At 51.9% G+C, this 16,245-nt stretch carries 14 protein-coding genes; 5 read left to right on the top strand and 9 right to left on the bottom strand.

The window, feature by feature from the left end:
- Positions 1-30 precede the first annotated feature (30 nt).
- The gene (locus LG204_RS02885) at positions 31-2,514 is read right to left on the bottom strand and encodes an EAL domain-containing protein (RefSeq protein ID WP_230335855.1); all 2,484 of its coding nucleotides are present in this window, start codon (positions 2,512-2,514) and stop codon (positions 31-33) included.
- 148 nt (positions 2,515-2,662) lie between these two features.
- On the opposite strand from LG204_RS02885, the gene lgt reads away from it, so the two are divergent.
- Complete coding sequence (lgt, locus tag LG204_RS02880; protein ID WP_230336101.1) at positions 2,663-3,445, top strand: prolipoprotein diacylglyceryl transferase; 783 nt, start codon at positions 2,663-2,665, stop codon at positions 3,443-3,445.
- Between the two features lie 96 nt (positions 3,446-3,541).
- On the opposite strand, the gene LG204_RS02875 is transcribed toward lgt, so the two are convergent.
- The 8 genes from LG204_RS02875 to LG204_RS02840 form a co-directional block, all read right to left on the bottom strand.
- Positions 3,542-4,657: a hypothetical protein gene (locus LG204_RS02875; RefSeq protein ID WP_230335854.1), complete on the bottom strand. Its 1,116-nt coding sequence runs from the start codon at positions 4,655-4,657 to the stop codon at positions 3,542-3,544.
- Positions 4,626-6,215, bottom strand: a complete 1,590-nt coding sequence (locus LG204_RS02870) for a DNA methyltransferase (RefSeq protein WP_230335853.1) — start codon at positions 6,213-6,215, stop codon at positions 4,626-4,628. The genes LG204_RS02875 and LG204_RS02870 overlap by 32 nt, the downstream gene beginning before the upstream one ends.
- Before the next feature lie 129 nt (positions 6,216-6,344).
- Positions 6,345-6,644, bottom strand: coding sequence for a hypothetical protein (locus LG204_RS02865; RefSeq protein ID WP_230335852.1), 300 nt, complete (start codon positions 6,642-6,644; stop codon positions 6,345-6,347).
- Positions 6,645-6,719: 75 nt separating this feature from the next.
- Positions 6,720-7,031 carry a TIGR03643 family protein gene (locus LG204_RS02860; RefSeq protein WP_230335851.1) on the bottom strand — a complete coding sequence of 104 codons (312 nt, stop codon included), beginning with the start codon at positions 7,029-7,031 and terminating at the stop codon, positions 6,720-6,722.
- On the bottom strand, positions 7,004-7,183 hold the full coding sequence (locus LG204_RS02855) for a YbdD/YjiX family protein (RefSeq protein WP_230335850.1): 180 nt from the start codon (positions 7,181-7,183) through the stop codon (positions 7,004-7,006). The genes LG204_RS02860 and LG204_RS02855 overlap by 28 nt, the downstream gene beginning before the upstream one ends.
- A 2-nt stretch (positions 7,184-7,185) precedes the next feature.
- Complete coding sequence (locus LG204_RS02850; protein WP_230335849.1) at positions 7,186-9,255, bottom strand: carbon starvation CstA family protein; 2,070 nt, start codon at positions 9,253-9,255, stop codon at positions 7,186-7,188.
- A gap of 209 nt (positions 9,256-9,464) precedes the next feature.
- Positions 9,465-9,689, bottom strand: coding sequence for a glycine zipper 2TM domain-containing protein (locus LG204_RS02845; protein WP_230335848.1), 225 nt, complete (start codon positions 9,687-9,689; stop codon positions 9,465-9,467).
- Positions 9,690-9,738: 49 nt separating this feature from the next.
- On the bottom strand, positions 9,739-9,897 hold the full coding sequence (locus tag LG204_RS02840; RefSeq protein WP_013441183.1) for a DUF3309 family protein: 159 nt from the start codon (positions 9,895-9,897) through the stop codon (positions 9,739-9,741).
- A gap of 465 nt (positions 9,898-10,362) precedes the next feature.
- Here LG204_RS02840 and LG204_RS02835 point away from each other — a divergent pair, with 465 nt between their 5' ends.
- From LG204_RS02835 to ntrB, 4 genes are all read left to right on the top strand, one after another.
- Entirely contained in the window at positions 10,363-12,183 is a 1,821-nt protein-coding gene (locus LG204_RS02835) for an ABC transporter transmembrane domain-containing protein (protein WP_230335847.1), read from the top strand.
- 86 nt (positions 12,184-12,269) lie between these two features.
- Positions 12,270-13,544, top strand: coding sequence for a nitrate regulatory protein (locus LG204_RS02830; RefSeq protein WP_230335846.1), 1,275 nt, complete (start codon positions 12,270-12,272; stop codon positions 13,542-13,544).
- A 420-nt stretch (positions 13,545-13,964) separates the two neighbouring features.
- Entirely contained in the window at positions 13,965-15,254 is a 1,290-nt protein-coding gene (locus LG204_RS02825; RefSeq protein WP_230335845.1) for a CmpA/NrtA family ABC transporter substrate-binding protein, read from the top strand.
- Between the two features lie 66 nt (positions 15,255-15,320).
- Positions 15,321-16,235 carry a nitrate ABC transporter permease gene (gene ntrB / locus LG204_RS02820; RefSeq protein WP_230335844.1) on the top strand — a complete coding sequence of 305 codons (915 nt, stop codon included), beginning with the start codon at positions 15,321-15,323 and terminating at the stop codon, positions 16,233-16,235.
- Positions 16,236-16,245: the final 10 nt, after the last annotated feature.

Here is a 16,245-nt window from a genome sequence, read left to right as displayed (position 1 = left end):
TGAGTTGCACAAGCGGGACAGGGCGTTGCATCAACGCAACGATAAGTTGAATGTCTCCAGCGGCATCGGACGGCCATAGTAATAGCCTTGCACATACTGACAGCCGAGCAGGCTGAGCAAGTCTGCCTGCTCGGCGGTTTCCACACCTTCGGCCACCAGGTCTTTTCCCAGGCTATCCGCCATGGCAATAATGGCTTTTACCAGCAAGGCAGATTCGGTATTGGTGGCAATATCACTGATAAATGAACGGTCAATCTTGACCTGACTCACCGGGAATTTATTCAGATAGCCCAGCGCGGAATAACCGGTGCCAAAATCATCAATCGCAATGGCTATCCCAATTGAGTGCAGCGCCTCCAGCGTCTGACGTATATGGTCGCTATCGTGCAGCAGCAGGCTTTCGGTAATTTCAAACTTGAGCCACTGTGGATGACATCCGGTCTCCTGCAGGCAGTTGGTAATCATGGTCAGGAAATCCTGCTGCATGAATTGTCGCGATGACAGATTGATCGCCAGCACATAAGGCTGGCTGCGCAAGGCATTCCATGCCACTGCGGTACGGCAGCCTTCACGCAGCACCCAGCGACCGATTTCAACAATCATGCCCCGCTCTTCGGCAATCGGAATGAATTTATCTGGTCCTACCATGCCCAGATCATAACTATTCCAGCGCAACAAGGCTTCGGCCCCATACATCTCTCCGGTCGCCAGCTCGATAATGGGTTGGTAATACAACTGCAACTCGCCTTTGGCCAGCGCCTGCCGCAGCAGGTTTTCCATGAGCAGCCGCTCGGCCGCGTTCACGGTCAGCTCCTGGTTGTAAAACTGGAAATTGTTACGCCCCTGTCGTTTGGCATGGTACATGGCAAGATCGGCATGCTTGAGCAAGTCATCCAGATGGCTGCTGTCTTCCGGATAAAAAGCGATGCCCATGCTGGCAGATACGAAGAACTTGATGCTGGAGACCTCAAATGGGACATTCAGTGCATCAATGATGCGCGCCGCCAGCAAGGCAGCATCCAGCCGGGACAGGCAATGCGGCAGGGAAATGGCAAACTCGTCGCCGCCCATGCGGGCCAGCATATCGTCCTTGCCCAGTAACTGGCTTATGCGGCGCGATACCTCAATCAGCAATTTGTCGCCCACCGAGTGGCCGAGGGTATCGTTAATAGTCTTGAAGTTATCAAGATCAATAAACAGCAGGCAGAAGCCATGTGTCTGGGTTTTCACCTGTTCAATCAGCAATTGCAATTGTTGATTGAACAGCAGCCGATTGGGCAGTTCGGTCAGGATATCGTGATAGGCCAGTTGCTCGATACGCTTGCGGTAGCGGCTGTTCTCCGTTACATCACTGGCCACGGTCATGGCGCCAATCAACTCCCCGGAAGCCGAACGCTCAGGGACGATGCGTACCAGATGCACCAGCTGCTCATCACCATATTGCGTCACCAGCTCCAGATTATCAGGCTCACCAGAATCCATCACATTCAGGATACGTTTCTGGTAATCCTCGGCCGTGATATTGATGATATTGCCGCTCCAATACTCAACCGGCGACTTGCCCATTACCTGACTGACTTGCTGCTGCAGGCTGTCGCGCATCGCACAATACGAGTTTACAAACACGCGCCTGCATTCGCGGTCATAGCGCACGATGGTCAACGGCAGATTCTGCACCAGCATAGAGTATTCATTTTCGCGCCGGATAATCTCCGCCTCCAGCCGCCGCTCCGCCGTAATGTCACGGGCAAAGCCCACGGTGCCAATCACCTCGCCATCAATCACCACCGGCGACTTATAGGTTTCCGCCCAATGCATTTCGCCATCGGACTTCCGGATTGGTTCCACCAGCATCTTGATATTGCCGGATGCCAGAACTTCCTTGTCATCCTCAACATAGCCTTGGGCCATGGCCTCGGGGAAAATATCAAAATCCGTTTTGCCTATCATCTCATCTGCATTTTGCAGACCGAACATTTTGCTGAACGCACTATTCATTGAAAGAAAACGGCTTTGCTTGTCTTTCAGCCAGACAATGAACGGGAAATTATCCAGCACGGCGCGCTGGTATTGCTCGCGGCGGCGAATCTCCACGCCTTCTTCAAAGTCCCGCTGATCCGTCTGCCGACCAATGGCGAGCACCCCCATCAACATGCCATCTGCATCGCGCAGCGGGCTGAAATTCACCAGATCGCAGACCTCTTTGTCACCCAGTGTGTAGTGGGCGAGGCAACTATCCGGCCGCCCGGTTTTGATTACGCCTTCCAGCGTCTCGCGATACCGCCAGAAAAAGGAATGCATCACCACATCGGCCACGCCTCCCCAATGAGCAGGCAGATGCGCTTTGAGCATGGGATTGATGTAAAGGGTTTCGGCGTTGAGATTGTAGAGGGCAACCTTGTCTTGCAGATGCTCAAACAGAACGGCTGCCCACTGACAGATCAGGGAAAGAGTGACCTCTGCGTCCTCCGGCGGAGCTGCTGCCGAAGAGGTTTCCGATCCTGACTGTTGCATGAAGTGTCCCCCAAAACTGGTATCGCTATCCTTAAACGCTGGATGCGCGATCCTGAATGTCATTATTTTCAGTTACCATAGCACATCGTCAATTTAAACAGAACCACGGCAAATGGAATTCAATTTGCCCCTGTTCCTCCATCCAGCCATGCTCATACATCCTGAATTCGACCCCATTGCCATTCATATCGGCAGCTTCGGCATCCACTGGTATGGCCTCATGTACCTGCTCGGTTTCCTGAGTCTGTTGTGGCTGGGCAAGTGGCGCATACGCCGCAACCCCGACTCTGGCTGGAAAGTCAGCGATGTCGACGACATCCTGTTTTATGGGGCGCTAGGCGTCATCATCGGCGGGCGACTTGGTTATGTGATGTTTTACCAGCCCACTTACTTCAGCCAGCATCCACATGAAATCCTCTATCTGTGGCAGGGCGGCATGTCATTCCACGGTGGATTTCTCGGCGTACTGGCGGCCATGGCGCTGTTTGCCCGTAAAACCGGCAAGCGCTGGCTGGAGATCATGGACTTTGTAGCACCGCTGGTACCGATTGGTCTCGGCGCCGGACGCATGGGCAATTTCATCAATGGCGAGCTGTGGGGCCGAGCCACCGACATGCCCTGGGGCATGATTTTCCCCAAGGTGGATCAAGTGGTGCGCCACCCCTCGCAGCTCTATGAATTTGCGCTGGAAGGTGTCGTGCTGTTCCTGATTTTATGGATATATTCGAGCAAACCCCGGCCACGCGGCACGGTCTCAGCGCTGTTTCTGATCGGCTACGGCAGCTTCCGCTTTCTGGCGGAATACACACGCGAGCCGGATAGCTATCTGGGATTGTTATCGATGGGGCTGAGCATGGGCCAGTGGCTGAGCGCGCCCATGGTGATAGCCGGGCTGGTGATGTTTTACCTGTGTCGGAAGCCGCGTCCTTAAAACTTCGGCAGCCGATGGCGGGCGGCGCTGTGTCTGAGACTAACCTATACTTTATTATGTGATTTTTAGATTTGACTCGATTTGATGATTTAAACACTACGCTGTTCCGTCGTACTTCAAAAACAATATATCTGATTTACATTTATATGTTTTTTGATCTTGCGCCCAATAAAACTCCATATCAAGTGAGTTGATATCTTGAGATAAGCTATCCAAATGGCTATGAATTTTTTCTTGCAGAAAAACAATATTTCGTTTTAGTTTCCAACTCGCGGACATATCACCCTCATCTGTTAAGACAAGAAAAAAACGATTAGATGCATCGAATCTTGCCTCACCTTGGTTTTCATAGAACCACTTCTTTAAATCAGCAGGATTTTTTTCTGATTCGCCAATTATTGCCTTTTTCGCATCACTTAATTCTTTCATAAAGCTCTTTGCACCCTGCCTTTGGTCTTCTCGCAACTTATTCAAAAGATGTAACTTTAGTTCCTTAGAGTTTAGATCGTTTGGAATAAAAATGCGAAGCGCCCGACAAGTTTGCTTGAGTTTGGTTAACTCATTGCCAAAGCCGCATTCGCGCAGCTTATCTACCAATAATTGCTCAGGAAAATACGTGACCTTTAAATCGAATGGAATATCATTTATAAAGAAATCAATCTTCTTGACAAGCCCAACGGTTGGAAGAACAGACGCATGATCTTTGAATAGGTCTTCTATTATTATAGACGTCCAATGATTGTACCAAGAATTAAGCGTGTACCCCTTCATGCTAGCAAGTAACCTACCTTCTATTTCATCATTAATTTTGTCAAATGATTGAATTTTTTTAACGTAGTTATTGACAATATTTTTTTCCAGACTGTTTCCAAAAGATCCACCCCAATCAAAATTCTGCAACCTGTTAAGCTGATCGACTAAATACTCCTGATTGTCAGCTCTTACTGAGCGCTCCTCTTGATATTTATGATTTAAATATTGATTGATTTGCGCATCAGTAATACTTTCATTGCTAAACACACTCTCAAAATAATCCTTCGATGGTATTCTCACAATATCAACATTATGAAGATTGCAGAACTCCTCCATTGCCTCCTTCCGAGACATGCTTCTCAACTTTAAAAAACGAACTCCACGAGTATCATTTTCAATTTTTGGAAAGTCATCGCCTCTAAAAAGTTTATCTAATTGCTTGAAGTTTAGGCTTGTCATATATTTTCCAATATTGATCATCAGTAAAGGCAAAATTATTTAGAAGTATTCCTAAAAGATCAAAGGGGGAGGATACGATCCTTTCTTTGAATATCATTTCCATTACTTTAAGAAATATCTGATTTGTATCTAGCGATTTAATTAGTAGCCATTCATAGATTTTATCCACCAAAATTTCAGATAACTTCTCATTTGAAACCTCTTCAAATCGGGGAATTTTTGGAAGATTTCTAAAGGTAATTAAAACATCGCCCTTAATGCTTTGTATTCTATTAATCTGTCTTGGTGTAAATGACTTTTGTACTAACCATTCAAATTTATGCAACTCGAACCCATTTTTAACGCACGCATTAGTTATCGCACTCCACTCATGACCAGAAAGTGAATGATAGGTTAGAGAAAAATATTTGTTTTTCTTTAATACTCTTCGTATTTCAGAAAACGCAGCATTAATATCGTTTTCAAAGTTAGAATTTCTTTTTCCCCTGGTCTTGCTGTCACTTATGACTATTTCATTTATATAGTCCGGTTTGCATTTCAGCCAAGAATTCCATATAACACTTTGCTCAAAATATGGAACCGCCTCACCATAGGGAGGATCCGCAAACACGTAGTCAATGGATTCATTTTCTAGATCAAGTTTTTTTGCATCATTATTTGTTACTTTATATGTGGAGGAGCTAATTTCTTTTTCAGCTGAAAATAGATCGCCGTCCTTCGAAAAAAATTGTAAATATTCTTTTTTTCCATTTATTGCTTTTTTTAATCTGTTTTCGTAATAATCAAGAACATTATTTTCAATATATGTTTCGCCAGTATAAAAGCCTGTCATCCAAGCCCCGGGAGCCATATCACCTCTGCTTTTTATCGGAGGAACTAACTTTGAACAATTTGCCAAATTTGCCGTAAAAGCCAACTTGAGTAATTCCATCTCCTTTCCGGAGGAGTATTTTTCAATCAAACTAAGAAGCCTTGCATGACAGGCAAGTGTCCTTTTTGTAAATAGGGAGGCTACTGTCATTTCCTTTTGCGCAGAAATTCTAGAATTTTCGATTAACAATACATCCGGGTACCAATCATTTATTATTTGATTATTTTCATATTCTAAGAATTTCTGTGCATCAGATATGGAAATTTCAATCTCCTTGGATTTTTTTTCATTTATTTGTCTGCATTTTGCTTTAAGTGGTATGTTGTTTTTGTTTCGCAATACGGAAGTTAAAACAACGGGCTCGCCATTAAAGTTGCATTCAAACCACTTTTCCACAAAAGGAGAAAATTTCTTTTTTATTTCAGCCCATTGACTCTGAACTTTTTCAAGATCAACATTTCTTTCAAAAAGCTGAATGTTTATAAAATTAGCGGCAGGGTTTAAGTCGTTGGATATTACATTTCTTCCAAGAATGTAGGCTTCACAGCAAAAAACACCATACCCAGAAAATGGATCAAGCACAGTATCACCTTCATTGCTGTATTCTCTTACAAGTGCGCCTAGATTTGAGGAAGGTTTCTTCCCCCAATATTTGTGCATCTCATACATGTCTCTTTTCTGTTTCAAAGTAATTCCTCTAATACGATCAATTTTTTGCTCAGCTCAAGTAATAGGCGGCACAAAAATCACACAATGTGTGACATAAGGGGCGCGCTTTAGCGCGTCCCGCTTGATGGAGGGGGGCAGTAAACATACTTAAACGTGCCCCCTTTTAATAAAGTGAGCTATGGCTCGGATTGCAAGATATACAGCAGCGCCAAGATATAGAATGACAGCCCATACCTCATAAAGAGTAATAGCTTTGGATTCAAAATCAGGCGTTTCTGGGTCAGTAAAGCTTGTCCAAACTAAAGCAGCAAAAAACGTTACTGCCAACAAAGAAAAGACTCGACCAAGTTTGCTAGAGCGCCAACCATAGATAAAATAAATCGCGCTTGGAATAACAACCAAGATTATTGCAATGAAAGAAATTACAAAAAATCCAGCACTCGGCATATTTTGACCGCTAACGTTAAATGGCAGCCTTACGAAATACCTCTATATTACTGGTAATTGGTGAGCGAATGCGGGCTAACGGGCTGGCACCCGATGGCGGGCACGATGGCGCGCCACCTCGGGGCTGCGCAGGGCGGCATGCTTGGTCGCTCGCCCTTGCATGCGCTTACGCCATAACCTGAACGCGGAGCTGCGCAGCTGCCGCCGCATGAGATCAATGACCGCAGCTTCTGATAAGCCAAATTGAAAGGCAATAGCCTCGAATGGCGTGCGGTCTTCCCACGCCATTTCGATCACCCGGCCAATATCGGCCGCACTGAGTTCCTGACCGGAGACGTTGGTCTCAGCGGTATCACGAGTTAGCAGCACCGCTTTATGCCTTTCCATTTGCCATCCTGCCATTGTTTGAAAAAGGCTTCGCGCGTCAGCGGCGGCTCATCCACGTGCTGCTCGGCGTGATGCCGCAGGTAACGCTCGTAGGCATCATCGCCTGACAGGCGGCGCACCACGCGCCAAAACGCTTTCAACTTATTCAGCATGGTTAATCCCTTACCCATTGAGCATTCAGCGGTGCTGGTTCGTGCGGGTGCTCCGTCGATGGTCGTACCGGCTTGCCTGCCAGATAGCGCCAGCACACGCGCAGCATATCCAGTATCACCACCCACAGTATCACGACAAAAAACAGTGTCAGCCAGGCATCCAGTTGCTGGTTGAAAATCAGCTGCGGTGCCACGGCGGCTTTTTCTGGTGGCAAAGCACCTGCCGCCAGTTTGGCCGCCATGTCATTGGCAGCGGCAAAAAAACCGACGCGCACATCATCGCTCATGATTTTTTGCCAGGCGGCAGTACTGGTAATAATGACCAGCCAGGTAAGCGGAAGTGCCGTGACCCAGGCAAATTTGAGGCGGCCGGATTTGACAAAAATGCCCGTGGCAACCGACAGGGCAATGGCCGCCAGCATCTGGTTGGAAATACCAAACAGCGGCCACAGGATATTGACGCCGCCATTCGGATCAATCACACCGATGTAGAGGAAATAGCCCCAGCCTGCGACCACCAGCGCGCTGGTAAACAATACCGAGGGATACCAAGAGGTCTCGCCCAGCTTCGGCCAGATATTGCCCAGCATGTCCTGCAGCATGAAGCGGCCGACGCGCGTACCTGCATCCAGCGTGGTCAGGATGAAAATCGCCTCGAACATGATGGCAAAGTGGTACCAAAGTGCCAGCAAGCCCTGGCCGAAGGCGCTGCCAAAAATGCTGGCCATGCCCACTGCCAGCGACGGCGCACCGCCGGTACGGGCAAACAGCGTGGCCTCACCCATCTCGCGCGCCAGTGTATCCATTTGCGCCACGGTCACCGGGAAGCCCCAGCCGCTGATGGTGGCAACGGCGTCGGCCGCTTCCTTGCCGACGATACCTGCCGGGCTATTGATGGCGAAAAACACGCCGGGATCAAGCACGGTAGCGGCGATCATCGCCATGATGGCAACGAAAGACTCCAGCAACATGGCGCCATAGCCGATCATGCGAATGTCGCCTTCGTTTTCCAGCAGCTTGGGGGTAGTGCCGGAAGCAATCAGCGCATGAAAACCGGAAATGGCGCCGCAGGCGATGGTGATGAAGACAAACGGGAACAGCTTGCCGCCAAAAATGGGGCCAGTGCCATCAATAAATTGCGTCAGTGCCGGCATTTTGACTTCCGGCTGCAACATCAGAATCGCAATCGCCAGCACGATAACGGTGCCCAGTTTCATGAAGGTGGAGAGATAATCGCGCGGCGCCAGCAGCAGCCAGACCGGCAGGATGGCAGCGGCAAAGCCGTAGGCAATAATCCACCAGGCAAGGGTCAGGCCTTCATGGTCAAACCATACGCGCAAGGTCGCGTTGTGATCCACCCAGCCGCCACCCGCTACGGACAGCAACAGCAGGATCACGCCCAGGGCAGAGGCCTCCAGCACCTTGCCCGCACGGAAGTGACGCATGTATAAACCGACAATCATGGCGATAGGGATAGTCGCCGCCACAGTGGAAGTGGCCCATGGGCTGTGCTTCATGGCGTTTACCACCACCAGCCCGAGCACGGCAATCAGGATAATCATGATGGCAAAGGTGCCGACCAGGGCGGCGGTTCCGCCTATCGCCCCCAGCTCCTCACGTGCCATCTGGCCCAGACTGCGCCCATTGCGGCGCGTGGACAGGAACAAGGTCACCATGTCCTGCACGGCCCCACCCAGCACGGCGCCAAACAATATCCATAAGGTACCGGGCAGATAACCAAACTGGGCGGCCAGTGTTGGCCCTACCAATGGGCCAGGCCCGGCAATCGCTGCGAAATGGTGACCGAAGACGATCCATTTATTGGTCGGTACAAAATCGCGACCATTATCCAGCCGCACGGCCGGGGTCGCGCGCGAGGCATCCAGCATCAGCACCCGGGCGGCGATCCATGCCGAATAGAAACGGTAGGCCAGTGCATACACACATAATGCCGCCGCAATAAACCACAGGGAGTTGATGCTCTCGCCGCGATGCAGCGCGATGCCTCCAACCGCTGCCGCCCCCAGGATGGCAACGAGTAGCCACACGCTATTCTTCAGGATAGTTTTCATAATGACCGTGAGTGATGTGCAATGGGCTCACAGTATAAAACAGACCTGAGCGATATGCCGTTTCTACCGCAGCTTGCCTGGGATGGATATGGCACCTCTACTCTGGATGCACAGAAAAACGGATGCACAAAAAAAAGCCGGAGCAGTCATGCCCCGGCTTTTTCTACCCATCACCACCTTCTTGTGCCAGGCACTTGGTGGCTTCCTCCCTACTTTTTATCTTTACCCACCTGGTTACCAATAATACCGCCGACCGCAGCGCCACCGACGGTGCCAACCGCGCTACCGCCCGTCAGCACAGCACCTGCGGCTGCGCCTACACCCGCGCCCACGGCGGTATTCTTGTCACGGGCGGACATATTGCTACAGGCGGAAAGACATGCCACCGTCAACACGATGCCGGTCACCCGCCAAGTTTTATTGAGGATATGCATGCCTATCTCCTAAAGCTGTTTTAGTTGTTTACTTCGTCAAGTACGCTGGCTAGATGCGGCCGGTGAGTAACAGAATCAACAGAATGATGACAACCAGGCCCAGACCGCCACTTGGCGCATAGCCCCAGTTACGACTATGTCCCCAGGTCGGTAACGCACCCAGCAACATCAGGATCAGTACGATAAGCAAAATGGTCGTGATGGACATAAATTCCCTCTTTTCTTCAAATTAGTGAACAGGTGAACTGTTCTGGTTATGGGGTAATTTGTGATGCGTTTCACCGGCCAGGGCCAGCAGTGTTAATGCATGAATTTCAATGCATTTAATTTAGTGCATGAAAAAATAGATGATGATGAGCAGGAATGCTGGTACGCCCAGCAGCCAGGCAATAAAATATTTAATCATCAGAATTCCTCCTTAATTTTTAAGCGTTTGTTTGTTTGACACGCACCTCTACTGTATAGAGGCTTCTCCGCAACGCGCATAGGGGTAGGTCTGATACTGCTGTCAGTGAAGGCTTACAGGTACTAAGCGATGCCGCCTGCCGTCAAGAGAGCAACGCTGCCGCCAGCATACGGCCCGCATTGCGCATGGCCCCCCCATTGCGCAAGGATTAGTGGAGTACCATCTTGATAATGGAACGTTCCCAACCTTCACAAGGTCTGCGCATAGATGACCACCTCGCCTGATATACAAGACATGAATGCCGATACACCTGCGGCACCTGCACCAGCCAAACGCCTTTCCGCCTTGAGTCGGCTCTGGCCATTTTTGCGGCCTTATCGCTGGCAGATCATTCTTGCCCTGCTCTTGCTCAGCCTTGCCAGCGCCACCCTGCTCGCCGTGCCCCTGGCATTCCGCGATCTGGTGGATTTTGGTTTTGACAAACCACCCCAACAAGGGCCCAGCGCCAATGGCGACCTCAACAGCCATTTCCTGCTGCTGTTCGGGCTGGCCTTTGCCTGGGCCATGCTGGTTGCGGCGCGTTATTTCACCGTATCGTGGGTGGGGGAACGGGTGACGGCAGATTTGCGCAGCGCGGTCTATGCCCGCGTGCTCACGCAATCGCCTCAATTCTTTGAAACCTTGCAGACGGGCGAGGTGCTGTCGCGGCTGACGACCGACACCACGTTGATCCAGACGGTGGTGGGCAGCTCTGCCTCCATGGGCCTACGCAGCCTCTTCCAGTTTGTCGGCGGCATGGTGATGTTGGCGGTCACCAGCACCTATCTCTTTTCCATCAACCTCGGGCTGATGTGCCTGCTGGTGTTGCCCATCATGCTGATTGGCCGCTCCGTGAAGAAACTCTCGCGCGAATCGCAGGACAAGATCGCCGCCAGCTCGGCCATGGCCGGTGAAATCCTGAATGCCATGCCCACCGTGCAGTCCTACACACAGGAGCAGCGCGAGATTGGTCGCTTCAAGCAAAGCACTGAGCTCAGCTTTGATACCGCCATCCGCCGCGTTCGCGTGCGGGCAGCGCTAACCGCACTCATCATCACCGCCGTGCTGGGGACCATCGTTTTTGTGCTGTGGCTGGGTGCACGTCAGGTCAGTGATGGCGCCATGACCGGCGGCGAGCTGGCGTCGTTTGTGTTATATGCCGCCATGGTGGCAGGAGCGGTGGGCACCATGGCCGAAGTCTGGGGCGACATCATGCGGGCAGCGGGCGCCACCGAGCGCCTGCTCGAGCTATTGCAGGCCGAGCCTGCCATTCAGGCACCGGCAGAACCCATGGCATTGAAGTCGACCACGGAAGCCACCATCGGCTTTCACCATGTCAGTTTTTACTACCCCTCACGCCCCACCCAGCCTGCATTGCAAGAGCTGACACTGGAGATCGCCGCGGGCGAAAACATCGCACTGGTTGGCCCATCCGGCGCGGGCAAGACCACCTTGTTTCAGTTGCTGCTGCGCTTTTACGATACCAGCGCGGGCAGCATTACCATCAATGGTCAGGATATACGCCAGCTCAGCCTGGAAAGCCTGCGCGGCATGATCGCCGTGGTGCCTCAGGACCCGGTGATTTTCTCGGCCAATGCCATGGAGAATATCCGCTATGGCTACCCCTATGCCACCGATGCCGAAGTGCTGATGGCCGCCAAGGCCGCCCAGGTCGATGAATTCATTCACCGCCTGCCCAAGGGCTACGATACCTTCCTGGGCGAGCGCGGCACGCGGCTGTCGGGTGGTCAGCGTCAACGCATTGCCATCGCGCGCGCCATCCTCAAAAACGCGCCTATCCTGCTGCTGGATGAGGCCACCAGCGCACTGGATGCAGAATCCGAAATCCTGGTGCAGCAGGGCTTGCAAGCTGCCATGCAGGGGCGCACCACCTTGATCATTGCCCACCGGCTTGCCACGGTGCAGCAGGTAGACCGCATCATCGTCATGGAGCAGGGGAAAATCGTGGAAACAGGCACGCCCGAGTTGCTAAGGCAATCTGGCGGTTTGTATAGCCGCCTCGCTGAGCTACAATTCGGCGAATCATAAGCCACCGGCAACGTCTCGCAGTTCAAGCCGTTCAGTGCTCAATGCGCTAATACATTGAGCACTGTTCTTGCTTGCACTCAACTACCATGCAGAACATCTCACCCGACAATACGATTTTATTGGCGAAAACACGCCATATCGAAGAACTGGAACGGCTCTCTGTCAGCATTCAGTTTGTCGAGAGCATAGGCTGGATGGTGCATCAGTTGCAGGCCGAGCGCGGCGCCAGCTGTCTTTATTTAGCCTCTGCCGGTAGCCGCTTCGCCAAAGAACGCGGTGCCATCATTGAGCAGAATCAGGCTTTGGAGTCTGGTTTCAACGAGGCTTTGCAACGCTACCTCAGCCATAACACGTCGGCAGATGCCAAACAACTGACCCTGGTTTCATGGGTTTTATTGGGGTTTGAGCAGCTCAAGCCCTTTCGCCATCAGGTTACGTTACTAAAAATACCGTTCAGCGACTGCATACAATCCTATACGCGGCTGATTGGCAGTTTGATTTCGCTCATTTTTGAAATTACCGACAATGCCGTCAACAGCAAGATCTCCACTTATCTGGTCGCCCTCTACAATCTAGTGCAAGGCAAAGAGTTTGCGGGGCAAGAGCGCGCTGTAGGCTCGCATCTGTTTGGCTCTGGCTATATGCAACTGGAGCACCAGCACAAGCTGCTGGAGCTGATTGCGCAGCAAGACCGGCACTTTGAGCTCTTCTGCCAATTCGGTACCGACGCCTTGCGCGATGCCTGGCGTGCCTCGCTGGCGACCGAAGCCCACCGCATGCAGCATGAATACCGCAGCAAATTGACAGCGGCCAAAGACCAGCAGGCGCTACAGCGAGCAGACAGCGACGCCTGGTTTGACTTTTGCAGCAAGCGACTCACTGAAATATGGCATATCCAATGCCAATTGGTGGCGGCCATGCATGGCACCCTGGAGAATCTGAGTAGCCAGGCCAAACTGGATCTGGAAAACACACGCCAGCATCTGGACGAGTTAAGAGCCAGGCAAACGCCCACGACCAGCGTGGATAGCACATTTTTCAATCTGGCGATTCCCTTGGAGAATGCCTTTACCTTTCTTGCCCATGATGAGCTTGCGCCCTACCCCATGGAATCCATCATTGCCTTGCTGCAACAGCAGTCGCAGCAACTGGCGGAAATTGAAAACGAGCTGTCGGAAACCAAAAAATCACTGGCCGAAAGAAAGCGTATCGAACGCGCCAAAGGCCTGCTGATGAGCAAACTGGGCCTGACCGAAATGGAGGCTTATAAAATGCTACGCAATACCGCCATGGAGCAGAATCGCAAGCTGATCGATATTGCGGAAAACATCATTACCTTATCCAACCAAGGTTCCAATTAGTTATACAAGCTGGTGCATTCGCACTCAATAAGTGCGATGCATCACATTCACGCCATCGCCCCACCTCCCCTGAAAATTTTTTAAATCCACATAAAAACAATAACTTATTTTAAATAATAAGATTGGCACAGCACTTGCTTATGTTTTGACAAAAGGTCAGGCCAACGGCGGTCTGGCGTTTATGCAGGCTTGTGCATATCAACGAAGATATGGCACCGCCAGTAATACAGCACCACATTGGTACTAATTCAGAACGGGTAAGGCTGACAAAGCAATACATTAAACGAAGCGATTAAGCTTCCACGAATATGGACAAAGGCGTCCAGCATGTAGACAGGAAACTGTTTGCAGGCTGGACGCCTTTTTTGTTTTTGCGATTTTGATTTTGATACGTGATGGACCACTTTTAAGGGAGCAGACATGAAAAAAACACCAGAAACTGCAGCAGATAACGCCACACCTGCCGTCGATACCAGTCGCCGCCAGTTTTTTAAAAACGCCGCCGCAGGTGCGCTTGGCGCAGCCGCCATGATGAACATGGTACCCGCCGCCATACGCAATCAGGCATGGGCTGCTGGGTCTGATGCTCCAGAACTCACCGAAGTCAAAATCGGCTTTATCCCGCTGACCGATTGCGCACCTATTGTCGTGGCAGCGCAGATGGGCTTCGACAAGAAATACGGCATCAAGATCGTGCCTTCCAAGGAAGCCTCTTGGGCCGGTGTGCGCGACAAGGTGGTCAATGGCGAACTGCATGCAGCACATGTGCTGTATGGCCTGGTGTATGGCGTGCAGATGGGCATAGGCGGCCAGCAGAAAGACATGAACGTGCTGCTGACGCTGAACAACAACGGCCAGGGCATTACGCTTGCCAATCAACTGAAGGATAAGGGCGTCACCGGTGGCGCTACGCTGAAACGCCTGCTCGACAACGAAAATCGTGATTACACCTTCGCCCAGACCTTCCCCACCGGTACCCACGCCATGTGGCTCTACTACTGGCTGGCGACTTACGGCATCCACCCCTTCCAGGATGTGAAGACCATCGTGGTACCGCCACCGCAAATGGTCGCCAACATGCGTATCGGCAATATGGATGGTTACTGTGTAGGCGAACCATGGAATGCGCGCGCCATTTACGACAAGGTGGGTTTCACCGCTGCCACCACCCAGGATATCTGGACCGACCATCCGGAAAAGGTACTGGGCACCACCGCCGAGTTTGTGGCCAAGAACCCCAACACCGCGCTCGCCATCACCAAGGCCATTCTGGATGCCTGCCGCTACATCGACGCCACGGCCAATCGCCCGGCCGTTGCCAAGCTGATTGCCGGCAAGGCCTATGTGAATGCGCCGGAAGAAGTGATCGAAGGCCGCTTCCTCGGCCATTACGACAATGGCATCGGCAAGAAGTGGGAAGACCCCAACTACATGAAGTTCTTCAACGACGGCAAGGTGACCTTCCCTTACCTGTCCGATGGCATGTGGTTCCTGACCCAGCACAAGCGCTGGGGTTTGCTGAAAGCTGACCCGGATTACCTGGCCATCGCCAAAAAGGTCAACCGTATCGACATCTACACCGAAGCAGCCAAATCCCTGGGCATCGCCGTGCCCACCGATCCGATGCGCAGCAGCAAGCTGATCGATGGCGTGGTGTGGGATGGCAAAGACCCGAAAGCCTATGCCAACGGCTTCAAGATCAAGGCCTGATAAGGCGAGCGGCGGCCTGGTAGCCAGGGCCGCCAGTCCCGAACATGTGATGCGAGGCAAATAATCATGAGTGCAATCGGAATCAGCAAGGAAAGCATCAAGACCATCATGCAGAATGAACAAACTACCCCAACGCCCACGGCAGTGAAAGCCGCTGCCCAGCCCGCAGCCGCACGCATGGCGCCGAGCAAGCGTCCCAGCGCGCGCAGCCTGAAACTGCGTTCGTTTTTTGAATGGCTGCTACCACCTGTTTTTGGGGTGCTGGCCATGATCGCGGTATGGACGCTGATCTCCTATCAGTCGCCCAACCTGCCGGGCCCGGTCAGCACCTGGCACTCGGCGGTGGAGCTGTTCAGCGACCCGTTCTACAACAACAGTCCCAATGACCAGGGCATAGGCTGGAATATCCTGGCCTCGCTGGAACGTGTGGGCCTGGGCTTTGGCCTGGCCGCGCTGGTAGGCATACCGCTGGGTTTCATCATCGGCCGCTTCCAGTTCATGTCGCGCATGGCAGCGCCCATCATCGGCATCCTGCGTCCGGTGTCGCCCCTGGCTTGGCTGCCTATCGGCCTGCTGGTATTCAAGGCGGCCAACCCCGCTGCCATCTGGGTGATTTTCATCTCCGCCATCTGGCCCATGATCATCAATACCGCTGTGGGCGTGAGCAAGGTGCCGCAGGATTATATGAACGTCGCCAAGGTGCTCAACCTCTCGGAGTGGAAGATCGTCACCAAAATCCTGTTCCCCTTCGTGCTGCCTTACATGATGACCGGCGTGCGCCTCTCCATCGGTGTGGCCTGGCTGGTGATCGTGGCGGCAGAAATGCTGACCGGCGGTGTGGGCATCGGCTTCTGGGTGTGGGATGAGTGGAACAACCTCAATGTGGAACACATCATCATCGCCATCTTCGTCGTCGGCATTGTCGGCCTCTTGCTGGAACTGGCGCTGACCTCTCTCGCCCGCCGCTTCAGCTACGAATAAGGAACCCATC

Source organism: Methylovorus menthalis (assembly GCF_020523625.1).
GTDB classification, from domain to species: domain Bacteria; phylum Pseudomonadota; class Gammaproteobacteria; order Burkholderiales; family Methylophilaceae; genus Methylovorus; species Methylovorus menthalis.
Note: the sequence above shows the minus strand (reverse complement) of the source record. Positions and strands in the feature narration are given on the sequence as shown.